The organism is Priestia megaterium (assembly GCF_041941685.1).
GTDB classification, from domain to species: domain Bacteria; phylum Bacillota; class Bacilli; order Bacillales; family Bacillaceae_H; genus Priestia; species Priestia megaterium_C.
In genome coordinates this window covers 3424925-3446500 of record NZ_CP130958.1, presented here as the reverse complement: position 1 = coordinate 3446500, position 21576 = coordinate 3424925, and the positions used below count along the sequence as shown (strand labels likewise).

Here is a 21576-nt window from a genome sequence, read left to right as displayed (position 1 = left end):
TTCTTTTTAATAAAAAGTAGAAATATTTAACAACTGGATAAGGATTTTTTAAAAGTTTAAAAAAGAAAAGATAGGATGTTTTTATTATTTGTGTGCATATATAATTTTTATATTGACAAATGTACGTACAAATAAATATACTTAAGTTGTTAACAAATTCAAACAGCGTTACATAAAACGGAAAGCGCTTCCTTGCTGCTATAGGTATTGTTATAGCTATCAGAAAGGAGATTAAACGTGAAAACAACTCAAGAAAGCATAAAACAAGCAATTGCTAAAGGGAAAACGTCCCTTGGAATTGAACTTGGATCTACTCGTATTAAAGCGGTGCTGATTGATGAAAACTTTGAAACGACCGCATCGGGCAGTTATGAATGGGAAAATCTCTTAGAAGACGGTTTTTGGACGTACAACTTACTCGATATTATTACAGGTCTGCAAAGTGCTTACCGTGAAATGAAGCAAGAAGTGGAACGAAGCTACGGGATCACCATCAGAACAGTTGGCTCCATCGGTGTTTCAGCTATGATGCACGGATATATGGCGTTTGATAAAACGGGTGAGCTGTTAGTTCCGTTTCGAACGTGGCGTAACGCGACAACAAGTACAGCAGCAAAAGAATTAACTGAACATTTCCAATTTAATATTCCTGAACGATGGAGCATTGCGCATCTTTATCAAGCAATCATCAATCAAGAAAAACATCTGCCGCGCATTGATTACATGACAACGCTAGCCGGCTATATTCACTGGCTGCTGACGGGCAGTAAGTCGCTTGGCATTGGAGATGCTTCGGGGATGTTTCCGATTGATGAACGCACGCAAAATTACAGTGAAGATATGATGAAGCAGTTTGATGACCTCATTTATCACAAAGGGTATCCGTGGCAACTATCAGATATTCTGCCTGCAGTTCATACCTCAGGCGAGCAAGCAGGTACATTAACAGCCATTGGGGCTAGCATTTTAGATCAATCAAAAAATTTGCAGCCGGGCATTCCCTTTTGTCCTCCAGAAGGAGATGCAGGGACGGGAATGGTGGCGACAAACAGCGTAAGAAAACGCACGGGAAATGTTTCAGTAGGAACGTCCGTTTTTGCGATGATTGTATTAGATAAAAAGCTTTCAAACGTTTATCCGGAAATTGATTTGGTTACCACGCCAAACGGCAGTCCAGTTGGAATGGTTCATGCGAATAACTGCTCAAGCGACTTAAATGCATGGCTCGGATTGTTTCGTGAATTTTCGGAGGCGATGGGACAAAAAGTAGAGTCGGATAAATTATTCGAAGTGATGTTAAATAAAGCGTTAGAAGCTGATCCTGATGGAGGGGGCTTGCTTAGCTACGGCTATTTCTCAGGTGAAAATATTACCGGAGTAGAAAGCGGACGTCCGTTATTTGTCCGTTCAGCAAAAAGCAATTTTAATCTAGCAAACTTTATGCGTACACATCTTTTTACAGCTTTTGGTGCTTTAAAAATAGGAATGGATCTTTTAGTCAAAGAAGAAAATGTAAAGATTCATAGCATTTTAGCGCACGGAGGATTATTTAAAACGCCGGTAGTTGGCCAGAAAATGATGGCAGCGGCAATCAACACGCCTGTTTCTGTCATGGACACAGCAGGAGAAGGAGGCGCGTGGGGAATGGCTATTCTTTCTTCTTATATGCTCAATAAAAGTGAGAATGAAAGTTTAGAAGATTTCTTGGATGATAAAGTCTTTAAAGAAGTGACCGCACAAGAAATTTATCCTGACGAACTCGATGTAAAAGGATTTGAAGCATTTATTAAAAGATATAAAAAAGGGCTAGTGATTGAAAAAGCAGCTGCAGAGCACCACAGCGAAGAACGGGAGGAGTTAGTGTGCTAGATAAATTAAAAGAAGAAGTATTTCAAGCAAACGTCGATTTGCCAAAACACGGACTGGTTAAGTACACGTGGGGAAATGTAAGTGCAGTTGACCGAGACACCGGTTTGTTTGTGATTAAACCAAGCGGCGTTACGTATGAAAAAATGACAGCCAAAGATATGGTAGTCGTTGATTTAGATGGCCGCGTGGTAGAAGGTGAGCTTAATCCGTCATCCGATACGCTGACGCATGCCGTACTCTATAAACACTACCCGCAAATCGGCGGTATTGCCCATACGCATTCAACGTGGGCGACCATTTGGGCTCAAGCAGGACTTGATGTGCAACCAATGGGAACGACTCATGCCGATACCTTCTATGGTTCCATACCGTGCGCGCGCTTTTTGACAGAAAAAGAAGTGAATGACGGATATGAAGTGGAAACGGGCAAGGTGATTATCGAAACGTTTGAAGAGCGCGGCTTAGATGTGCTAGCGGTTCCTGGTATTTTACTTCAAGGGCACGGGCCGTTTACGTGGGGAAAAGATGCCAAATCGGCGGTAATGAACAGCGTCGTACTAGATGAAGTATCCAAAATGAATTTTTTTACACAAAAATTAAACGGACTGGCTGAAGAGCTGCCGCAGCGTATATTAGACAAACATTATTTACGAAAACACGGACAAAACGCGTATTACGGGCAAGGACAGTAAAAGACTTGCATACAGAAAAGGGGATTATCATGTTAAAAACAGCTCAAAAAGAATTTTGGTTTATTGTTGGTTCACAGCATCTTTACGGAAAAGAAGCGCTAGCAGAAGTAAAAGCACACGCGCAAAGCATGACTGATGCTTTAAATGAAAGCGGTGTCTTACCTTATCCGATTGTTCTGCAAGATTTAGCTGTGAGTGCTGATACGATTACAAAGATGATGAAAGAAGTGAATTACCGAGATGAAGTTGCCGGTGTAATCACGTGGATGCATACGTTCTCGCCTGCAAAAATGTGGATTCTCGGCACCAAGCTACTACAAAAACCGCTGCTTCATTTGGCGACACAATTTAACGAAAGCATTCCTTGGGAAACGATTGATATGGACTTTATGAACTTGAATCAGTCCGCTCACGGTGATCGTGAATACGGTTTCATCAACGCGCGTTTAAACAAGCAAAATAAAATCGTAGTAGGCTACTGGGAGCGCCCCGAAGTACAGCAGCAAATTGCACAATGGATGGATGTAGCCGCTGCTTATAACGAAAGCTTCAACATTAAAGTTGCGCGTTTCGGCGACAATATGCGCAACGTCGGAGTAACGGAAGGAGACAAAATTGAAGCGCAAATTCAATTTGGCTGGACGGTTGACTACTTTGGAATCGGTGACCTTGTTCGATATGTAAATGCTGTGACCGAAGAAGAAATCAATGATTTGTTTGCTGAATATGCCGACGCGTACGAATTTGTTTACGGTGATTATTCTGTAGAAGACTGGGAGTCTAGCGTAAAAGTACAGGCAAGCTATGAAATTGCGATTAAACGTTTTCTAGATGAAGGCGGCTACAGCGCTTTTACGACTAACTTTGAAGATCTATACGGTATGAAACAGCTTCCAGGTCTAGCCGTACAGCGCTTGATGGCACAGGGCTACGGCTTTGCTGGTGAAGGAGACTGGAAGACAGCGGCGCTTGACCGCCTGCTCAAAGTAATGAGCCATAATCAGTCAACGGGCTTTATGGAAGACTACACGTATGAATTGGCTCCCGGACGTGAGTCAGTGCTTCAATCACACATGCTTGAAGTAGACCCGACGCTAGCGGTAAACAAGCCAAAACTAATCGTTTCTCCGCTAGGTATCGGTAACCGCGAAGATCCGGCTCGCTTAGTGTTTGACGGTAAACAAGGAGAAGGCGTAGTGGTTTCCATGGCTGACTTTGGCACGCATTACAAGCTGTTAATTAACGAAGTATCGGCATTTGAGCCGGAAGTTCCAGCTCCACATCTTCCGGTAGCGCGCGTGCTTTGGAACATTAAGCCGAACTTCCAAGACGGCGTTAAAGCGTGGATTGAAAACGGAGGAGGTCATCATACGGTTCTTTCATTAAATTTAACGACCGATCAAATCGTGAGCTATGCAAAGCTTGTTGATCTAGAGTACGTCATTATTAAGTAAGCATCACTACTTCCGAGGGAGCGCTGCTTCCTGGGAAGTAAAAATATAGCGCAACTTAGTAAAAGAACGCCGTTTTTAGAAATAAATGAAAGCGTTTTAAGTTTGTGTGATAGGAAGCAAAACTAAGACAATACAAAGGGGATATATAATCATGAGTAAAGTATCAAGTAAGTTTATCTTCTTCTTCGGCTCATTTGCCGGTATTTTATTCGGTTATGATATTGGGATTATTGCTGGTGCAGAAGGTCATATTCGTGAAGCGTTTCATTTAAGTCCGCTCTGGCTGGGAATTGTGGTTTCGTCGCTAATGGGTGGGGCAATTATCGGTTCTATTTTAAGCGGATTATTAGGCGATAAGTTTGGGCGAAGAAAGTTAATTTTAATTTCGTCTATCATCTTTCTTTTAGGCTCCATTGGTTCAGCGATTGCACCAGAGGAAATTACGTTAACGATTGCGCGCGTCTTTTTAGGTACAGCAGTAGGAACGGCATCTTCGTTAGTTCCTGCCTATATGTCAGAAATCGCACCTGCTAATATTCGCGGGAAGCTTTCAGGTTTAAATCAGCTAATGATTGTAATTGGATTATTATTAAGCTATATCGTAGCCTTTATTTTTGAGCCGGTTCCAAACAGCTGGCGATTAATGCTTGGCAGCGCCGGTATTTTTGCAATTGTATTATGCATCGGTATGATCAAGCTTCCAGAGTCGCCTCGTTATTTAATTAAAAATGGAATGGCAGATAAAGCGCGTGAAGTGCTGCGCACGCTTCGCCGCTCAACAGCTGAAGTGGAAGCTGAAGTGTCTGAAATTGAAAGCGTAGCTGTTCATGAACAATCAGGCATTAAACAGTTGTTTCATAAAAAGTTTCGTTTAGCATTAATAATCGGTGTCGGAATGGCAACTTTTCAGCAGATTCAAGGCTCAAACTCAATTGTTTATTATGCAACAAGCATTGCTCGTCAAGTTGGTTTAGCCCCGCAGGTAGCTGCTGGTTTTACGGTCATCGTTGGGGTAATCTTTGTCGTGACAACACTTATTTTTCTGCAGTTTGTTGATAAATTCAACCGCCGTACCATTCTTACGATTGGCGGCGCGGGTATGGCTCTTTCATTTTTTACACCGGCTATTCTAGGAGCATTAGGCGTTAATGAAGTCGTCGTGAACTGGGTTACGTTAATTGCTCTTTGCTGCTTTATCCTTTGCTATGCGTTTTCTTGGGCACCGCTTACGTGGATCATTGTAGGAGAAATTTTCCCGCTTTCTGTACGCGGAATCGGTGCTGGGATTTCATCTGCTTTTAACTGGACGGGATCGCTGGCAGTAGGGCTTGTGTTCCCAATTTTAGCTGATCAGTTTAGTTTGGGCGTTATCTTTTCAACGTTCGGGATCATTTGTATTCTTGGATTATTCTTCATACGCTTTGTAGTTGTCGAAACAAAAGGACGTAGCCTAGAGCAAATTGAAACGGACATGGCAGCTCGCTCTGGAAGAAATTCTGTAAGTCCAGTTGAGCGTAATAAATATGTTTAATTGTCGTAAATGTTTTAAATGTAAGGTGCTGAGATAAAAGTATTTTAGCTGAAGTGAAAAACGAACCACTAATCAAAGTGTTTGATTAGTGGTTCGTTTTTTTTGTTAGGGTAAACGTAGGTTTCATGTGTATAGGTCTTTCTAGCAGGTAATTGGAGGACAATACGAAGACTCCCGGGGAAAGCGAAGTCTTGTACGGAAATCAACTGCGGTGTCACAAGCGATTCAGCTCATGTATCCCATTTGCCTTTAGATTGGATTCACTTCGTTATGTCTCAACCTCTTTTGGAAAACCGTACATAACTCTTAACGAAACCTTGTAGCAGAAGGCTCAGTCAAACGTTATAATAGATAATGAATGATGGTATATTCTCTACATTTGTCATATATTTGTATTACATATGTAATTGAAGAAAAACATTCACTTGATATACTGTTTAATGACTTAACTTTATCTTAAAATTCACAGTGAAATGCCTGTTTGTACAGGCTTAGAACATACACAGCAAATGGAGGAGCAATCATGGCAAACGAAAAGATGCAAGAAGGACTTGATCGTTTTATCAAGGAAGATTTAAATGACCTTTTAGGTAGACTGTTCCCCTTAATGGACCGGGAGTGTGCCGAAGAAAAAAGAAAGCTCATCGAAACAGCGGTAGAGTACATTTATTCGTCAGGATATCACCAAGGAGCAAAAGATTTAATCGAAACACATCGAAAAGATGATTACAAATTGTTAAGGCAAAAATTAGCGTCAACGCCTCCTAAAAACTAATTTTTTTGAAATTTCTTTTGACAACATAAATTTAAGGTGTTAAGATGACTCTACATTCGAAATATTATAAATAATTAAAACTCTTATTGAGAGAGGCGGAGGGACTGGCCCTGTGAAGCCCGGCAACCATTTAACATTCTTGTTGAAAAGGTGCTACATCCTGCAAAGCGTACAGCTTTGAAAAATAAGAGAGGATTTCATAGATACTATGCCTCTCTATTCGTGATAGAGAGGCTTTTTATTTTATGTGAATATATTTTGAATGAACAATTTTATAAAAATGCATCAGGTGCTGTGTAACGAATGTACGCAGCTTAAAAGGGAAGACCGGTGAAAAGCCGGCGCGGTCCCGCCACTGTAATGGGGAGCAACTTATTAACCACTGTTTCATGTTGAAATGGGAAGGGATAAGAAGCGATGAACCTAAGTCAGGAGACCTGCCTGTTGTATGCACTTAAGCTCTACGGGATATAGAGAGGAGTGAGAAATACGTGTTGAGAAAAACAGGCTATCTCAACTTTAGTTAAGTATGCGTATCATCTCTCTTTTTATTTCGAAAAGAGAGATTTTTTAGTTTATCGATAAAAAAATATACAGGGAGTGGAAAAAATGAGCAGTGTAAAAAGTTCAAACTTAGGTTATCCAAGAATTGGTGAAAAACGAGAATGGAAAAAAGCGCTTGAGCAGTTTTGGGCAGGAAAGCTAGAGAAAGATATCTTTCTGCAGGAAATTGAAGCTCTTCATCTAGGGCATCTCAAAAAACAGCGTGATGCAGGAATTGAATTGATTCCAGTCGGCGATTTTAGCTTATACGATCACGTGTTAGATACAGCCGCTATGTTTGGTTTAGTGCCAAAGCGCTTTGAGTACGACGGAGGACCGGTATCGCTTGAAACGTATTTTGACATCGCGCGAGGAACAAAAGGTGCGGTAGCCTCTACGATGACAAAATGGTTTAACACAAATTATCACTACATCGTACCCGAGCTTGAGGAATGTACTCCTGTGCTTGTAGAAAATCGCCCGCTTCAATTTTACAAAGAAGCAAAAGAAAAGCTGAATATCAACGGCAAGCCCGTTATTCTAGGTCCAGTAACATTTGTGAAGCTGTCAAAAGGATATAAAAAAAGTGAGTTTAAAGAAGTAGTTGAACAATTTGTTCCGCTTTATGCAACTATCTTAGCGGAGCTGCAGGCAGAAGGCGTCGAGTGGGTACAGATAGATGAGCCGGTTTTATCTACAACGCTATCAAAAGAAGACCTGGCGCTTTACACAGAAGTCTATCAAGCTTTGAAAAAAGCGGCACCAAATGTAAAAGTCATTTTGCAAACGTATTTTGACAGCGTTGATCACTACAAAGAAGTTGTGTCTCTTCCTGTTGAAGGAATCGGTTTAGACTTTGTGCATGACCGAGGAGAAAATCTCACTGCGCTTAATAAATATGGTTTTCCGACTAATAAAGTGCTGGCAGCAGGAGTGATTGACGGACGAAACATTTGGCGTGAAAATTTGGACGAACAGCTTTTAACGATCAGTGAAATTGAAGAAGCCGTATCAAAAGACCGTCTAATTCTGCAGCCTTCATCAAGTTTATTACATGTTCCCGTCACGGTGAAAAATGAAGAAACGATTGATCCAGTATTGAAAAATGCCCTCTCTTTTGCAGATGAAAAGCTAAAGGAAATCACGCTTTTAACAAAAGCAGTGCAGCAAGGAAAAGCAGCAATAGAAGAAGAAATAAGCGTAAGCAAACAGGCAATTCAAGCATTAAATGGATCATCTTTTCGAAATCATCAAGACGTGCAAAAAGAGCTGAAGCAGCTGCACAGCTATAAAGCAGAGCGACAAGCGTCATTTGACGTACGTCAGCGCGTTCAACAAGAAGCTTTTCAACTGCCGCTTCTTCCAACGACAACGATTGGAAGCTTTCCGCAAACAAAAGAAGTGCGAAAAGAGCGTCTAAAATGGCGTAAAGGCGAGTTAAACGATGAAGCATATGAAGCGTACATTAACGAGGAAATAAAAAAATGGATTGAAATTCAAGAAGACATCGGCTTAGATGTACTTGTGCACGGAGAGTTTGAGCGTACGGACATGGTCGAATACTTCGGTGAGAAATTAGGAGGCTTTCAGTTTACGAAGTTTGGCTGGGTGCAATCTTACGGTTCTCGCTGCGTGAAGCCGCCGCTTATTTACGGAGATGTATCGTACGAGCAGGCGATGACGATCAAAGAAACGGTCTACGCACAGTCTCTAACAAATAAGCCGGTTAAAGGAATGCTGACGGGTCCGATTACGATTTTAAACTGGTCGTTTGTGCGTTGTGACATCCCGCGCTACGACGTGGCAAATCAAATTGCGCTTGCCCTTAGAAAAGAAGTAGAAGCACTTGAAAGTCAGGGCATTTCAATGATTCAAGTAGATGAACCGGCACTGCGTGAAGGACTGCCGTTAAAACGAGAAAACTGGGACAGCTACTTGAACGCTGCGGTGTATGCGTTCAAGCTAGCTACGGTATCGGTGCAAAACAAGACGCAAATTCACACGCATATGTGCTATTCGGAATTCGAAGAAATTATTGATGCGATTAAAGCGCTTGATGCCGACGTAATTTCTATTGAAACATCTAAAAGCCACGGTGAATTAATTTATGCATTTGAAAAACATACGTACAATCAAGGAATTGGACTTGGCGTGTATGATATTCACAGCCCGCGCGTACCGAAGCTTGAAGAGCTTCAGCGAAACATTGACCGCGCTCTGCAGGTACTTGATCCTGCATTATTTTGGATTAATCCCGACTGCGGCCTTAAAACAAGAGGAATCAACGAGACGGTTGAAGCTTTAAAAGTGATGGTTGAGTCTGCAAAACAAACCAGACAAAATTTATTACAAAACGTTTAATGATAAGAAATTAAAGACCAAGCAGTGTAACCGCTACACTGCTTGGTCTTATGGGATTTTAAAAGGCCAAAAATATCCATTGACACTTCCCGTACATTTTTGTATCTTTTTAAAGGTGTTTTTAAAATCAGGGAGGTACAACATGAGTAACAACAGCACGCAGCACGTTAAAATTGTAACAGCGGATCCATCAGCGCTAGGTCTATTCGGACTTGCCATGGTGACACTTGTTGCATCGTTTCAAAAGCTTGGGGTAACCGATGGTGTTTCATTGGTATTGCCATGGGCGATTTTTTTAGGCGGAATAGGACAGTTAATCGCGTCTATGCAAGATTTCAAACATAATAATACCTTCGGCGCAACTGCTTTTGGTGCCTTCGGGTTATTTTGGCTAGGTGTAGCTATGACATGGCTTATTCAGCTTGGAGCATTTGGGGAAGCGCTCGCAAAAGAAGCGGATCCAAAGCAGCTCGCATTTGCTTTTGTCGGCTACTTGATTTTCAGCGTCTTTATGACAGTTGGAGCAATGGGCACTCATAAAGTATTATTTATTATTTTTGTGTTAATTGATTTCTTATTCATTGGATTATCGCTAAGTACATTTGGTGTGGCATATGAATACACGCACTTACTAGCAGCAGTGTCAGAGCTATTGATTGCTCTGTTTTCATTCTATGGATCTGCAGCGGCTGTATTAAATACTCACTACGGTCGAGTTGTGCTTCCGGTGGGCAAGCCATTTGGTGCATTTATTAAATAATCAAGACGTTAATTAAAAAGCGAAGTAGGATTGAATTCTGTATGATGCAGAGGTCAATCCTTTTTTGTTTGGGCATTTTTATATATAGTAGAAAGAGAGATATATAATAGTAGCTTTTAATGAAAGGAAACGTTCCAATGATTATAAGACAAGTGGATGAAAAAGATTTAAACCAATTAATTACGTTAGAAAACAAAGGCTTTACACCTGAAGAAGCTGCCTCAAAAGATGCATTTATCACGCGGATCAAAACCATTCCTGATACGTTTATCATTGCCCAAGAAAATGAAGAAATAATCGGATATGTGAACGGTCCCGTCATTTCAGCTCCGTTTATTACGGATGATTTGTTTGAAAAAACGATTTCGAACCCTGAGACAGGCGGTTATCAAAGTATTTTGGGTATCGTTGTAAATCCCAAGCATCATCACAAAGGAATTGCCAGTATGCTGCTAAGAGAGTTTGAAAAACAAGCGCGGAACAAACAGCGCTTAACGGTTACTTTAACATGTAAAGAAGAATTGATTCCTTTTTACGAAAAAAACGGATATGTGAATCAAGGAGTAGCGGAGTCTCAGCATGCAGGCGTGCAGTGGTTTAATATGAGTAAGGAGCTTTAATGTTACTACTATGAATCGCTTGTTACACCGCTAATGATTTCCGTGCAAGGCTTCGCTTTCCGCGGGCGGCCGCTGAGCCTCCTCGTCGCTTGCGCTCCTGCGGGGTCTCACCTGTTCCGCTTTTTCCCGCAGGAGTCTTCGCCTTGCCCTCCAATCATCAGCTAGAAGCACCTACATACACGAAACCTACGTTCACCATACCCATAAAAAATTAGCACGAGGTGGATTCTTAATCAAACTCGTTCGCATTGTCCTTCAACTAACCTACTTTTGTTCCAATCTCTATTTCAGTTATGTAAAAGACTCTACTTTGTCAAACATATTTGACAGTAACAAGGAGGATAATATAAGATATGGATGTAAAAAGTTTTTTACATTTTAGAGATGAGTGATGAATGGTGGAAAATCGAATTAAAGAACTGCGTAAAATCAAACGGATGTCTCAAGACGAACTGGCAAAAGTATGCGGCGTATCGAGACAAACGATTAATGCAATTGAAAACAATAAGTATGATCCAAGCTTAACGCTGGCTTTTCAGCTGGCTGAGGAGCTGGGAGCAACAGTAGATGAGCTGTTTTTATTTCATCAATCATGATGAGTTAGTTAAAAAGAGAAGGTAATGTGAAGTAGTGATCTTACTAGTAGAAGTTTTGACATTTCTGTACTATAAGCTAAAAGCACATAAGTAAATAGTAGATCAATATTACTTCTATCACTTTATAAAAAGAGATTTACAGAGCAACGGTGGTGAAATGAATGAAAAATCGAGCTGCCGGAGTAGCTCTTACAAGTACGGGCATGTTACTGTTGATGGTAACGTTAGTACTTCCTGTTCCGGGATTAACGTATAGTTTACTTGTAGGAAGCAGCATTGTCCTAAAGGGCTGCGGAACAGGAGGAATAAAAAGGTGTATCACGTGAATGCAGCGTGATGTAGAAAAGGAGGTTCCTTTTGAAAAAAAGAACGATTATTATAGCTGCACTTTTATTTATCGTCGTATTTTATTTTACATATACCGGGAAAGCCTATCAGTTAAAAGAGGTCATAAAAGTAGATGAAGCAAACGTTACGCGTATTGAAATAGATACAGACGAAGGAAAACATGTAGTAGATGATAAAAAAGAGATAAAGCAAATCGTACATTCTTTGGCAAAAATAGAAGTAAAAAAAGCAAGGAGCTCGACCCAAAGTTTGACCAAGCTTACTGGGTAAAAATCGTCGAAAACGGAAAAGATGCGTACGGCTTAACGATTTACGATAATGACTACATAAAAGCGTTTAGCTTTGAAGATAAAAAACAGGAGACATATACGATTGTTAAAGATCAAAAAGTAGATGTTAAAAAGCTGTTTTCAACTAAATAAGCCTAAAAAGTACCGTAGGCTTTTTCAAACCTACTAAAAAAGACAGCCTGCGCTGTCTTTTTTATCGAAATAATAGATTGAAAATTACGACTATTTAAAGTGGAATTAATCCTTGCCTATATAATTAATAAATGATTGAATTAGGTCAATATCAGGGTTAACCAATAGTGCTGGAAGAAGGCCGAATGTTAATAATACAAGGACGTTTGATCCAATAAAGATGCGAAGTGCTTTTTTGATTTTCATGATATTTCCTCCCTTTTTTATATTTTCGTATAAAAAGAGAAAAAAATCAATAGAAATGTGACGAAAATGTGAACTTTTTGTCTGATAGTCCCTGATAGATTATAAAAATCCCCTCTCTATACTAGATAAAGAGGGGATATAGCAAGTCATAAAATATGTAGAAACATTAAAAGTACATGCGCAGATTCCCAATAAATCGGTAGAGGAAATAGCATGAAAAACCGATTAAGATACATCCTGCCGCAATAGAAACCCATTTAATATAAAGCTGATTCAGCACTTTTCTAGTTCCAGAGACAATCGTCATTAAGCCTAGGTCATGAATTAAAATCCCTGTTAATATTCCGGCAGCAATCAGCAGGAAATGAAAAGAATGAGAGGATTGAAGCGAATTTGTAAGCACCGTTCCAAACACGCTCAGCCAAAAAATGAGATTGCTAGGAGAAATCGCAACAAAGATCCCGTTCACATAAGAAGAGGCAAACGACTTTTTTACGTGTTCCCCAGGAGCCGTTATATCATGGTCGGCATGTCTAATGCTGTCATAGCCAATATAAAGTAAAAAAAGCGCCCCTATAAGCCACATCATAAGCTGTATAAAAGGAGCCGATAAAACAGAAGCCAGTCCAGAATAAAGAAGCACAATTAGTAATAAATCAACCGTCATTCCTCCGAGTCCAACAACCCATCCGTGAAGAAACCCGTTTTTTAAACCTTGCTTTGTCATTTCAATTGTCACCGTACCAACGGGAAGGGCAATCGAAAGACCGAGCAGCACATTTGTTAAAAATAACGTCACCAAAAACAAAACCTCTTTCAATCTCGTATCTACTATCGTTTTCCGTTTAAGTGGTCTTTCATTATATAAAAATATGTAATAAAATTCAATATTATGTATAAAAAAACATATGGTGAATATAAGAGGAGGAAAAAAGTAAATGAAATTAATTTGTGAATCGTTGAAAAAAGAAGACTATACGCAAGAACTTCCAGAAGTGAACTTTATACATCCTTTGATTCAACAATTTGATTCAACAAAAGGTACGTGAACTCAAAAGCGGCTTGCCTCATTCTTCACTAGCGTACATAAAAAAAGCATATGAGTTTGTGAGAGATGGAGTATCTCATTCCTGGGATATTCAAAGCAGAATCATCACGAAAACCGCTTCAGAGGCTTTAAAAGAAAAGGAAGGAATTTGTTACAGCAAGTGTAATCTATTAGCTGCTTTGCTGCGTGCAGAAGGGATTCCTGCAGGCTTTTGTTATCAAAGGCTGATACTCGGAGATACGTTAGACACAGGCTACTGTATTCATGCCTTAAATGCTGTCTACATCAAAAGTGAAGAGAGATGGATCCGATTAGACGCAAGAGGAAATAAACAAGGAGTGCAGGCCGACTTTTCGCTAAAAAAAGAAAAACTGGCTTTTCCGGCGAATTCTATACGGGGTGAAATTGAGTATCCGGTTATTTATACAAAACCTCATAAAAAAACAATGGACGTGTTGTCTCAGTACGAAGACTGCTTAGATATGTATTTGCACTACTTGCCTACCGAGCTATAAAAAGAGGTTGGGACAAAAGTATGTTAGTTGAAGCAAGATCAGAACGATGTACTGGTTTTTTGATAGAGAATGAAATTCGTTGGGATTTTTTATTGATAGGATAAATGTGGGTATGTATGCGGCTGCTTCTAGCTGATGATTGGAGAGCAAGACGAAGACTCCTGCGGGAAAAGCGGAAGGGGTGAGACCCCGCAGGAGCGGAAGCGACGAGGAGGCTCACCGCCCGCCCCCGGAAAGCGAAGTCTTGCATAGAAATCAACAGCGATGTCACAAGCGGTTCAGCTCGTCTCTCCAATTTGTTCGCCTTTAGATGGAATGGACATAGTTATGTCTCAACCTCTTCACCATTTTAAACGCTTTCCTGCACGGTGGCTGACGGTCTTTTAAACGCAGCAACAAACCACACAATATTCGTAATCAGCAAACCTAAACAAGAAATCATTATTCCTATAATTGAAGATAAGTTTCCTGAGAAATCTTCTAATCCGAACAAAAACAGAGCCGGCATCAGTAATAGAGTACTAGCAGCGATTAAAAGTCCGATGCTGCAAAAAGCAGCCATGACAAATTTTAAGAAATTGATTCCAAACATATAAAAAGCTAAAGGCAATAGGTATAAAAATAGAACCATGCCAAGAGATAACCACAGCCCTGTTGAGCCGAACGTATTAACGTTGGGGCCTGAATCTGCTAGAGGAGAAAGCGAACCAAGAACCAAAATGAAGCAGAAAAATAGTGCAGAAAGCAAAGTGGTGACTATCACACTATTTTTTGCTGTAGAATTACGCACTGTTTTTTAACCTCCTTTCCAATAAATAAGCATATGGATTAATTTTACAATAAAAGCTCAATTGAAACACCATTTTTTCACAAAAACCTTTGATAGGTTGGATAATAATGAAGAGAAGCCGGGTTAAGATAATACACGTGTACATATTTTTTGTGCGGACCTGGATAGTGGGTTTCGTGCCAGTATTGCGCCAGTATTGTTTGAATAGGGTGCGAATGAGGGGCTTCGCCGTAATGTCCGTAGTAGAGGCCGCTGCCTGAATAAGGAGAATACATAAAATCACCTGCCTGTTTAAATGAATGTGTTACACGGTATGTTTTTGTATTGAATAACGTTCTTGTAGAATGTAAAAAGGGCACAAATAGGTCGTTTGCTGTATAAATGCCTCATTCCAGTAAAAAAGACCTCTAAAAGCAAGAGGTTATAAGCTAAGCATCTGTATGTTCTTCACTTGGATTTCTTTGAAAATCCAAAAAACGAGTTCCTTGAAACGTCAGCATTCCTTCGTCTCCTTCTGCAAGCATGCCGTATTCGCGGCCTGAAACGACAAATTCAGAGCGGTCGGTGCTTTCAAACTGAAAGGTTACGTAGTAAGTTGTAGACGTGTGAGAGTGATGATGATCGTGAGCGTGACTGTTGTGGCGGTGGACGTTTGTCCGTTTGTCCGTAATTTTTGCTTTTACGGAGAGACGGGGAGACTGCTCATTTTTACTCCACGTGCCAATTCCTTTAAAAATAGAAAATAGAAAAATACCAATAACAATAACAAAAAATAGCATCACAAACGTAGGCATTCCGTTAAATAACGCATCGTCTGGAAAAAAAGCGCCTCCGCTTAGGTCAGCATCACCTTCAAAAACAATGTCATCTCCGGACGGATCACCTTCAAATATCATTTCATCTTCAAACATTCATATTCCCCCTTGTCTATAAATACGATTCCTGAATGGAAAAAGTTTCATCTTTGTAGTAGGCTTATGATAGGATAGCTAGTTACTATTCATACATATGAGTGAACAAGGAAAAGGAGAGATACACATGGGGAAATACAAAGTTGTTATGTCTGGAAAAACGTGGCCAAACGCTTACGAGAAGCTAGCGGAGCACTGCGATATTCAAATGTGGGAAGGAGAAGGAAAGATTCCACAGAAAACGCTGCGCGACTGGCTTCGTGATGCCGACGGCTTTTTTAATATCGGCCACATCACAGTGGACGAAGAGCTGTTAGAAGCAGCGCCGAATCTGCGCGTTATTTCTCAATCGGGAGTCGGGTATGACAGTGTAGATGTCGAAGCATGCACCAAAAAAGGGGTGCCGTTTAGTAATACGCCAGGCGTGTTAGTAGAAGCAACGGCAGACTTAACGTTTGGTCTCTTGCTGTCAGCAGCTCGCCGCATTCATGAAGGCTATGAAAAAGTGAAGCAAGGAAACTGGGAAACGGTATTTGGCGTTGATTTATTTGGAAAAACGCTTGGTATTGTCGGAATGGGCGATATCGGAAGCGCCGTTGCCAGACGAGCAAAGGCATCGGGCATGAACATCGTTTACCACAACCGAAGCCGCAAGCATGAAGCCGAAAAAGAGCTTGATGCTGTATACCTTTTATTTGAAGAGCTGCTTCACACAGCTGACTGTATCGTATGCTTAGTGCCGCTTTCAAATGAAAGCAAAGGCATGTTCGGAGAAGCGGAATTTAAAGCAATGAAAAACAGCGCGTATTTTGTGAACGCAGCGCGCGGGGGATTAGTGGATACGGAGGCACTGTACGAAGCGCTGAAAAATGAAGAAATTGCGTATGCCGCACTGGACGTAACAGACCCAGAGCCGCTTCCGGCAGATCACAAGCTGCTGAAGCTTTCAAATGTGCTAGTGACACCGCATATTGGAAGTGCTACGTACGAAACGCGCAATCGCATGGCGGATTTAGCCGTCCAGAACCTGCTTTTAGGTCTTGAAAAAAAGCCTTTAGTGACGTGTGTGAATGAAGAAGTGAATTACAAGTAAGGAGAGATTTTTTGTTAAAAGCATTACAGCTTGTTCTTTCAATTATTACTGTTGGACTGGCTCTTTACATCATGCTTACTCACAGCTACCAGCTCCTTTCGTTTTTAAATATACTTCTAGGCTTAACGATGCTAGTTTTAGGAGCAATTGAGTGGCAAAAAAGAAAGAAAACCAGCGCGTGGCTGTTGTTTTTAGTTGCGCTATTCAGCTGGTTTGTCGGTATTTACCGCCTGACTATTTAAAAACGCTTGGCATACGCCAAGCGTTTTTTTAATGTGCTTCCAGCTGTGCTTCTAACACTTTTTCAATAACGGAAGCTACTCCGTTTTCATCGTTCGTTAATGTGACGTCATCAGCGAGTGCCTTAATTTCTGCGTGTGCATTTGCCATGGCAATACCTTTTCCAGCCCTTTGCAGCATTGATACGTCGTTAAAGCTGTCTCCAATAGCAATGGCATCATGAAGAGAGCCGCCAAGCTCTTTTACCACGTATGTTAATGCGTTTCCTTTTGACGCGTCTTTATGTTCAAGTTCAAAGTTATGATCAGCCGAAGATACAAGCGTCATGTCATGCTGCTTGCTAAAATGATTCCAGCCTTTTTTTCGTTTTTCATCATCAAATGAAAAAGCTAGTATGTTATAAAGCTCAGCATTTGTATTTAAAATATCTTCATACGATGCAACAAAGGCAAATCCAGTTTGGCTGTACTGCTTAGCCGCCGCGTGATGAAGTCTTTCTTCATCCACGTTTTTATTGGCGCTTTTTACCCGGTCAATTTCAATAGCCAGCAACTCACGGCCTGAGTTTGGCGTATAAATCGCATGTTCGGCAAACACTTCATAGTAAAATTCGTTTGCATCCAGCCACTGAAGCGCTTCTTTTACGTGATGGACATCGATCGGAACTGAATGTCTGAGCTGTCCGTTCGGGTCATGAATAGTCGCTCCGTTTGCGGCAATCACCCAAAGATTTGAAAGCTCAGCTTTTTTTAAAATTTCCTGCACGTCGAAATAAGCGCGCCCTGTAGCAACCACGACTTCAACTCCGTGTTTTTGCGCTTTTTTAATGGCTTGTGCATTCATTGCGCTAATTTCGCTATTGCTATTTAAAAGAGTTCCATCTAAGTCCGTAAAAATCATCTTCATATAAAATCTCCCCCTTGACTGTATTTACTTGTTTTTGCGTGTTTTATCTTGATTATCTTACAATAAACGAAAAAACAATGATAATCAAGTGTTTTTACATTGTTTTTACAAAAGAAACAAGTATAATAAAGTAAAAAGCAGAAAGAAAACAGGTGAACCAGCAATGTTAAAACAAGAAAGACGCAAACAAATTATGAATTTGCTTGAAAAAGAAGGCCGAATTGTGGCTACGACGCTTAGCCAAACGCTGAATGTTTCAGAAGATACAATCCGCAGAGATCTGCGGGAAATGGACGCGCTTGGTCTGCTGCAGCGCGTACACGGAGGAGCACTTCCGCGCTCAACGTCTGCGGTTGATTACAAAGAGCGAAAACGTGAATTGATGGATGTTAAACATTCACTTGCCGTAGCGGCGCTTCCGTTAATTAAAGACGGGCAGGTGCTCTTGATGGACGGAAGTACAACAAATATTCAGCTCGTCAAAGCTTTTCCAAAGAATTTAAACGTTACGGTTATTACAAACAGTCCGTTAATTACCGTTGCATTAGCGGAGCATGCTTTTGTAGAAGTTGTTTCTCTTGGAGGAACGTTTCGAAAAGAATCAATGGTCACGGTAGGACAAAGCGTGGTTGATACGCTTAAACAAATTCGAGCAGATCTTTGTTTTTTAGGCGTATACGCCATTGATCCTAAAATTGGTATGAGCATTCCTTTGCTTGAAGAAATGCACATTAAAAGCCAAATGATTAAAAGTGCGAGTGAAGTAGCGGCTATTGTAACAGCTAAAAAACTCAATACATCGTCAACGTACACGTTCAGCTCAGCAAACTCCCTAGATTGGCTCATTACAGAAGAACATGTGAACGAAACCGTGTTAAATGCTTACCGCGAAATCGGCATTGAAGTAATCACAAATAAATAGTAGTTTTAGTAAGGAAGTATATGGTAATGTAGAGTAAAAAGGAGCTTGAGCGATGAGCGAACAAATAGATGTTACGCAGGAATTAGCGAAGCTTCAGCAAAGAGTCGAACACCTAGAGGAAAGAGTGGAAAAAGCAGAGTCTAAGCAAGATCCTTTGCGGTCATTATGGGAAGCCATACGATCCATTTTAATTGGACTATTCATTGTAGGACCTGTAGCGGCAATTATTCTTGGCGTTTTAGCGGCGCTAGCGGGAAAATGAAAAAGGTTGAGACCTAACTAAATCAATATAACCTACAGGCGAACATATTGGATAAATGATCTAGTATGTTCGCTTGTTACACCGCTGTTGATTTCCGTGCAATACTTCGCTTTCCGCTTCCGCGGACTAGGTGAGCCGTGCCCTCCAATCAACAGCTAGAAGCCACTACATATATGAACGTTCCCTATACTAATAAAAATCCGAACAAATTTGATTCTCAATCAAGAATCAAACTTATTCGGATTTTCCTTTGACTAAAATACTTTTGTCCCAGCCTTTTTTATTATTATTTTTCTGAATCAGAACGAAACTTCGTGCTGACAAAAATGATAATGGCTAATAAAATCACAATGGGCAGCCAAATAATTTCAAATTTATAAGCAGGCTCTGCAAGTGCGGCGATAACAGCGCCAAAGCAGTAAAGTACAAGAGGCAGCGCGCGAAGAATAGCATCGGTTGTAAACGTTTTGCGGTAGCGAGGGCTGCGCAAACGTGCCGTTACGTCTTCAAAGAAGTTAGCAAGCGTTCCCGTTAATACGGTTGTTGAAATTCCGGCTACGCCAAGCTTTCGAGCAGCCGTTGTTTGAAGTCCCATTGCTGAGCTTAATAAGAAAATAAACAAGTAAGTTAAGTGTAAAAAAGGAGAAAACGAAGATAAAAGTGCAAAAACAAGTAAAAGTAATCCTTCTATTCCAAGCGCGATCGTTACGGCTTTAGGCCAAAACGTTTTTTCTTTGTTTCCAACAAGGATTGCAGCGCCTACAACTCCTCCAATAAAACCTCCTAAAGCTGTGAGGGAATGAAAAACAGTTGTTTCAAGAGAGTTTCCGATTGCTAGCCCAAGCAGCACGATGTTTCCGGTCATGTTTGCGGTAAAGATATGGCCAAGGCTTAAGTAGCCAATCACATCGACGATACCCGCTGTGACACAAAGAACCAGCAAAATAATGTTTCGATAAATAGAATTCGTCACGGTAAGTCATCCTTTCTTTTTATACCAACCAAACAGTTTACCGTGAAGAAAAAAATCTGTCCAGAGAGTTGTCTTACAAATTTTTAAGCGTGTCCCACCCAAAAGCCACTTCAGATAGAGATGTACCCTCAATAACAACCTCAGCACGATCGATTCTTTTTCCGCCAAGCGCTTCGTAAAACTGACAGGCGCCGTTTTGTTCAAAAGCCCATGTGAGCATCGTATGTATATGTTGGTTTGCCAGCTCTTGCGCTATTTTATGCAAAAGCGCTTTTCCAATTCCTTTTCGCTGATGCTCTGCGAGTAAATACATGGCATACAGTTCTCCGGTATAGTTAGGATGCTTGCTGGTTCTTTCTTTACCATAAGAAGCGAAGCCTACGATTTGACCGTTTTCTTCTGCAACGAAAATAGAATTTGACTCCAGCTGCTTTTTCCAAAGAGGTTTTCGCTTTTCAGCGCCCAAAGAATCTAAAAAAGAATCCGGAACAAGTCCTTTATAAGTCGATTTCCAGCTCTCTACGTGTACATTCGCGATGCCTGCTTCATCGCCGATTCTGCCTTGACGTATCATATGCTCACCTCATTTTTTCTATATTTTAACATAATTTTAAAGACGTATCCCCATTTTTCCGTTTTCTTTGTATATATATAGTAGCTATTTTACATAACAAAGGAGATGATATAATGAGTAAATTATTATTAAAAGATCAGCCGTTAATCGTACTGCCGGCGCTTGCAGTTAAAGTAGGAGTAAACGGAGCGCTGTTCCTTCAGCAGCTTCACTACTGGCTTGAAAAAAGCGTAAATGTGCAGGACGGATATACGTGGGTTTATAATACAAATCAGCAGTGGCTGCAGCAGTTTCCGTTTTGGTCGCTTTCAACGATTCAACGCATCATTTCAAAACTTGAAAAAGAAGGTTTGATTATAAAAGGAAAGTACAATCGCTCTAAATTTAACAACACGGTCTGGTACCGGATTGATTATAAGAAACTAGAAGAGCTTATGCCAAGCGATGAATTTGAAGAGCTCGAAGATGTCAATTTGACAGAAGGAGAAAGTCAAATTGAAGCAGCGGAGCCAGTCACAGTGAAGGCGTCATTAACAGAGACTACAGCAGAAAATACAAATCAAATAAAAAGAGAAGAAGCCGCTCATGACGCTTATGTACAAACGTTAGAAGCCGCTTTTATTGCTAGAAGAAACCGAGGAGTGTATCCTTCAGCCAGCGATTTAAAGCATATGTACGAAGTCGCAAAAAGCGAAATACCTGTAGAAGATGCGCTCTCTGGACTGCATGAAGCATTTGATCTCTACAAGCCTAAATACAGCGGCGATACCATTCGGGCATTTGCCTATATCAAACAGCATCTTTTTCATAAGCATTATGTAACATCACAGCGTACGCTAGCGAGCCAACAGACTGGAAAGCCGCTTCCCTACGCTAATAAAAAGCGCGTTCTTCGCAAGGAATTGACGCCGGATTGGCTAAAAGAAAATGAAGAGACAGCGCCTTCAGCTCCTGCTTTTAAAGACAATGCTCACTTTGAAGAAGAAAAGAAAAAGCTTGCTGAAAGTCTTCGTGAGCTGGAGAGGGAATTAAAAAATAATTGAAAATACCCCCGGACTTTTATAAGATAAAAGATAGTAAACCTTTTGAATACGAAAGGTTTACTAGGTAAAAGAAAAGCTGGTC

The 21576-nt window shown here is 40.7% G+C and carries 23 protein-coding genes, 2 pseudogenes and 2 riboswitches; of the genes and pseudogenes, 17 read left to right on the top strand and 8 right to left on the bottom strand.

Features of this window, described 5'->3' with window-relative positions:
• Nucleotides 1–237 precede the first annotated feature (237 nt).
• The 8 genes from Q5794_RS18200 to Q5794_RS18165 all read left to right on the top strand — a co-directional run bounded on the left by Q5794_RS18200 (nt 238) and on the right by Q5794_RS18165 (nt 10605).
• Nucleotides 238–1869 carry a xylulokinase gene (locus tag Q5794_RS18200; protein ID WP_214987471.1) on the top strand — a complete coding sequence of 544 codons (1632 nt, stop codon included), beginning with the start codon at nt 238–240 and terminating at the stop codon, nt 1867–1869.
• Nucleotides 1863–2561 carry an L-ribulose-5-phosphate 4-epimerase gene (locus Q5794_RS18195; protein WP_192994729.1) on the top strand — a complete coding sequence of 233 codons (699 nt, stop codon included), beginning with the start codon at nt 1863–1865 and terminating at the stop codon, nt 2559–2561. Before Q5794_RS18200 ends, Q5794_RS18195 begins: the two co-directional genes overlap by 7 nt.
• Nucleotides 2562–2590: 29 nt before the next feature.
• On the top strand, nt 2591–4015 hold the full coding sequence (gene araA / locus Q5794_RS18190; RefSeq protein ID WP_214987470.1) for an L-arabinose isomerase: 1425 nt from the start codon (nt 2591–2593) through the stop codon (nt 4013–4015).
• Nucleotides 4016–4166: 151 nt separating this feature from the next.
• Nucleotides 4167–5546 (top strand): sugar porter family MFS transporter, encoded by a 1380-nt coding sequence (locus tag Q5794_RS18185; RefSeq protein WP_192994725.1) that lies wholly within the window; start codon nt 4167–4169, stop codon nt 5544–5546.
• A gap of 523 nt (nt 5547–6069) precedes the next feature.
• Nucleotides 6070–6321, top strand: coding sequence for a hypothetical protein (locus Q5794_RS18180; protein ID WP_057273687.1), 252 nt, complete (start codon nt 6070–6072; stop codon nt 6319–6321).
• An 80-nt stretch (nt 6322–6401) separates the two neighbouring features.
• Nucleotides 6402–6512: riboswitch (SAM riboswitch) on the top strand.
• Between the two features lie 79 nt (nt 6513–6591).
• Nucleotides 6592–6781: riboswitch (cobalamin riboswitch) on the top strand.
• Between the two features lie 149 nt (nt 6782–6930).
• Nucleotides 6931–9225, top strand: a complete 2295-nt coding sequence (metE, locus tag Q5794_RS18175; protein WP_214987469.1) for a 5-methyltetrahydropteroyltriglutamate--homocysteine S-methyltransferase — start codon at nt 6931–6933, stop codon at nt 9223–9225.
• A gap of 142 nt (nt 9226–9367) precedes the next feature.
• A complete protein-coding gene (locus Q5794_RS18170) occupies nt 9368–9985 on the top strand; it encodes an acetate uptake transporter family protein (RefSeq protein WP_013058231.1) in 618 nt (205 codons plus the stop codon).
• Nucleotides 9986–10104: 119 nt separating this feature from the next.
• Nucleotides 10105–10605 (top strand): GNAT family N-acetyltransferase, encoded by a 501-nt coding sequence (locus Q5794_RS18165; RefSeq protein WP_192994719.1) that lies wholly within the window; start codon nt 10105–10107, stop codon nt 10603–10605.
• A gap of 22 nt (nt 10606–10627) precedes the next feature.
• On the opposite strand, the gene Q5794_RS18160 is transcribed toward Q5794_RS18165, so the two are convergent.
• Complete coding sequence (locus Q5794_RS18160) at nt 10628–10759, bottom strand: hypothetical protein (RefSeq protein WP_259345520.1); 132 nt, start codon at nt 10757–10759, stop codon at nt 10628–10630.
• A 241-nt stretch (nt 10760–11000) separates the two neighbouring features.
• Between Q5794_RS18160 and Q5794_RS18155 the strand changes: the two genes are divergently transcribed.
• From Q5794_RS18155 to Q5794_RS18145, 3 genes and pseudogenes are all read left to right on the top strand, one after another.
• A complete protein-coding gene (locus Q5794_RS18155) occupies nt 11001–11201 on the top strand; it encodes a helix-turn-helix transcriptional regulator (RefSeq protein ID WP_214987468.1) in 201 nt (66 codons plus the stop codon).
• A 161-nt stretch (nt 11202–11362) separates the two neighbouring features.
• The gene (locus Q5794_RS18150; protein WP_013058228.1) at nt 11363–11527 is read left to right on the top strand and encodes a hypothetical protein; all 165 of its coding nucleotides are present in this window, start codon (nt 11363–11365) and stop codon (nt 11525–11527) included.
• A 31-nt stretch (nt 11528–11558) separates the two neighbouring features.
• Nucleotides 11559–11971: pseudogene (locus Q5794_RS18145) on the top strand (DUF5301 domain-containing protein).
• 105 nt (nt 11972–12076) lie between these two features.
• Here the strand turns inward: Q5794_RS18145 and Q5794_RS18140 are convergent.
• Complete coding sequence (locus Q5794_RS18140) at nt 12077–12217, bottom strand: hypothetical protein (RefSeq protein WP_013058226.1); 141 nt, start codon at nt 12215–12217, stop codon at nt 12077–12079.
• A 166-nt stretch (nt 12218–12383) separates the two neighbouring features.
• Entirely contained in the window at nt 12384–13016 is a 633-nt protein-coding gene (locus Q5794_RS18135) for a LysE family translocator (RefSeq protein ID WP_192995441.1), read from the bottom strand.
• Between the two features lie 139 nt (nt 13017–13155).
• On the opposite strand from Q5794_RS18135, the pseudogene Q5794_RS18130 reads away from it, so the two are divergent.
• Nucleotides 13156–13780 (top strand): annotated as a pseudogene (locus Q5794_RS18130) (transglutaminase family protein).
• Between the two features lie 349 nt (nt 13781–14129).
• Here the strand turns inward: Q5794_RS18130 and Q5794_RS18125 are convergent.
• Nucleotides 14130–14570 (bottom strand): DUF5391 family protein, encoded by a 441-nt coding sequence (locus tag Q5794_RS18125; RefSeq protein ID WP_214987466.1) that lies wholly within the window; start codon nt 14568–14570, stop codon nt 14130–14132.
• Between the two features lie 428 nt (nt 14571–14998).
• Nucleotides 14999–15481: a DUF2500 domain-containing protein gene (locus Q5794_RS18120; protein ID WP_214987465.1), complete on the bottom strand. Its 483-nt coding sequence runs from the start codon at nt 15479–15481 to the stop codon at nt 14999–15001.
• Nucleotides 15482–15608: 127 nt separating this feature from the next.
• Between Q5794_RS18120 and Q5794_RS18115 the strand changes: the two genes are divergently transcribed.
• Both Q5794_RS18115 and Q5794_RS18110 read left to right on the top strand, forming a co-directional pair.
• Nucleotides 15609–16574 (top strand): D-glycerate dehydrogenase, encoded by a 966-nt coding sequence (locus Q5794_RS18115; RefSeq protein ID WP_214987464.1) that lies wholly within the window; start codon nt 15609–15611, stop codon nt 16572–16574.
• 11 nt (nt 16575–16585) lie between these two features.
• Complete coding sequence (locus Q5794_RS18110; RefSeq protein WP_214987463.1) at nt 16586–16816, top strand: YczI family protein; 231 nt, start codon at nt 16586–16588, stop codon at nt 16814–16816.
• 28 nt (nt 16817–16844) lie between these two features.
• Here the strand turns inward: Q5794_RS18110 and Q5794_RS18105 are convergent, their stop codons facing one another.
• Nucleotides 16845–17720 carry a Cof-type HAD-IIB family hydrolase gene (locus Q5794_RS18105; protein WP_214987462.1) on the bottom strand — a complete coding sequence of 292 codons (876 nt, stop codon included), beginning with the start codon at nt 17718–17720 and terminating at the stop codon, nt 16845–16847.
• Nucleotides 17721–17883: 163 nt separating this feature from the next.
• Between Q5794_RS18105 and Q5794_RS18100 the strand changes: the two genes are divergently transcribed.
• Both Q5794_RS18100 and Q5794_RS18095 read left to right on the top strand, forming a co-directional pair.
• Nucleotides 17884–18642 carry a DeoR/GlpR family DNA-binding transcription regulator gene (locus Q5794_RS18100; protein ID WP_214987461.1) on the top strand — a complete coding sequence of 253 codons (759 nt, stop codon included), beginning with the start codon at nt 17884–17886 and terminating at the stop codon, nt 18640–18642.
• 52 nt (nt 18643–18694) lie between these two features.
• Nucleotides 18695–18904: a hypothetical protein gene (locus tag Q5794_RS18095; protein WP_214987460.1), complete on the top strand. Its 210-nt coding sequence runs from the start codon at nt 18695–18697 to the stop codon at nt 18902–18904.
• A gap of 286 nt (nt 18905–19190) precedes the next feature.
• On the opposite strand, the gene Q5794_RS18090 is transcribed toward Q5794_RS18095, so the two are convergent.
• Together Q5794_RS18090 and Q5794_RS18085 are read right to left on the bottom strand one after the other, a co-directional pair.
• Nucleotides 19191–19877, bottom strand: coding sequence for a YoaK family protein (locus tag Q5794_RS18090; RefSeq protein ID WP_374988265.1), 687 nt, complete (start codon nt 19875–19877; stop codon nt 19191–19193).
• Nucleotides 19878–19950: 73 nt separating this feature from the next.
• Nucleotides 19951–20451, bottom strand: coding sequence for a GNAT family N-acetyltransferase (locus Q5794_RS18085; RefSeq protein ID WP_214987458.1), 501 nt, complete (start codon nt 20449–20451; stop codon nt 19951–19953).
• Nucleotides 20452–20564: 113 nt separating this feature from the next.
• Between Q5794_RS18085 and Q5794_RS18080 the strand changes: the two genes are divergently transcribed.
• The gene (locus tag Q5794_RS18080; protein WP_214987457.1) at nt 20565–21494 is read left to right on the top strand and encodes a hypothetical protein; all 930 of its coding nucleotides are present in this window, start codon (nt 20565–20567) and stop codon (nt 21492–21494) included.
• Nucleotides 21495–21576: the final 82 nt, after the last annotated feature.

What these genes read in the sequence shown, in the direction of transcription:
- araA (WP_214987470.1), top strand. Translation starts at nt 2,591, where the DNA reads ATGTTAAAAACAGCTCAAAAAGAATTTTGGTTTATTGTTGGTTCACAG.
- Q5794_RS18185 (WP_192994725.1), top strand. Translation starts at nt 4,167, where the DNA reads ATGAGTAAAGTATCAAGTAAGTTTATCTTCTTCTTCGGCTCATTTGCC.
- Q5794_RS18180 (WP_057273687.1), top strand. Translation starts at nt 6,070, where the DNA reads ATGGCAAACGAAAAGATGCAAGAAGGACTTGATCGTTTTATCAAGGAA.
- metE (WP_214987469.1), top strand. Translation starts at nt 6,931, where the DNA reads ATGAGCAGTGTAAAAAGTTCAAACTTAGGTTATCCAAGAATTGGTGAA.
- Q5794_RS18170 (WP_013058231.1), top strand. Translation starts at nt 9,368, where the DNA reads ATGAGTAACAACAGCACGCAGCACGTTAAAATTGTAACAGCGGATCCA.
- Q5794_RS18165 (WP_192994719.1), top strand. Translation starts at nt 10,105, where the DNA reads ATGAAAGGAAACGTTCCAATGATTATAAGACAAGTGGATGAAAAAGAT.
- Q5794_RS18155 (WP_214987468.1), top strand. Translation starts at nt 11,001, where the DNA reads ATGGTGGAAAATCGAATTAAAGAACTGCGTAAAATCAAACGGATGTCT.
- Q5794_RS18150 (WP_013058228.1), top strand. Translation starts at nt 11,363, where the DNA reads ATGAAAAATCGAGCTGCCGGAGTAGCTCTTACAAGTACGGGCATGTTA.
- Q5794_RS18140 (WP_013058226.1), bottom strand. Translation starts at nt 12,217, where the DNA reads ATGAAAATCAAAAAAGCACTTCGCATCTTTATTGGATCAAACGTCCTT.
- Q5794_RS18120 (WP_214987465.1), bottom strand. Translation starts at nt 15,481, where the DNA reads ATGTTTGAAGATGAAATGATATTTGAAGGTGATCCGTCCGGAGATGAC.
- Q5794_RS18115 (WP_214987464.1), top strand. Translation starts at nt 15,609, where the DNA reads ATGGGGAAATACAAAGTTGTTATGTCTGGAAAAACGTGGCCAAACGCT.
- Q5794_RS18105 (WP_214987462.1), bottom strand. Translation starts at nt 17,720, where the DNA reads ATGAAGATGATTTTTACGGACTTAGATGGAACTCTTTTAAATAGCAAT.
- Q5794_RS18100 (WP_214987461.1), top strand. Translation starts at nt 17,884, where the DNA reads ATGTTAAAACAAGAAAGACGCAAACAAATTATGAATTTGCTTGAAAAA.
- Q5794_RS18095 (WP_214987460.1), top strand. Translation starts at nt 18,695, where the DNA reads ATGAGCGAACAAATAGATGTTACGCAGGAATTAGCGAAGCTTCAGCAA.
- Q5794_RS18085 (WP_214987458.1), bottom strand. Translation starts at nt 20,451, where the DNA reads ATGATACGTCAAGGCAGAATCGGCGATGAAGCAGGCATCGCGAATGTA.
- Q5794_RS18080 (WP_214987457.1), top strand. Translation starts at nt 20,565, where the DNA reads ATGAGTAAATTATTATTAAAAGATCAGCCGTTAATCGTACTGCCGGCG.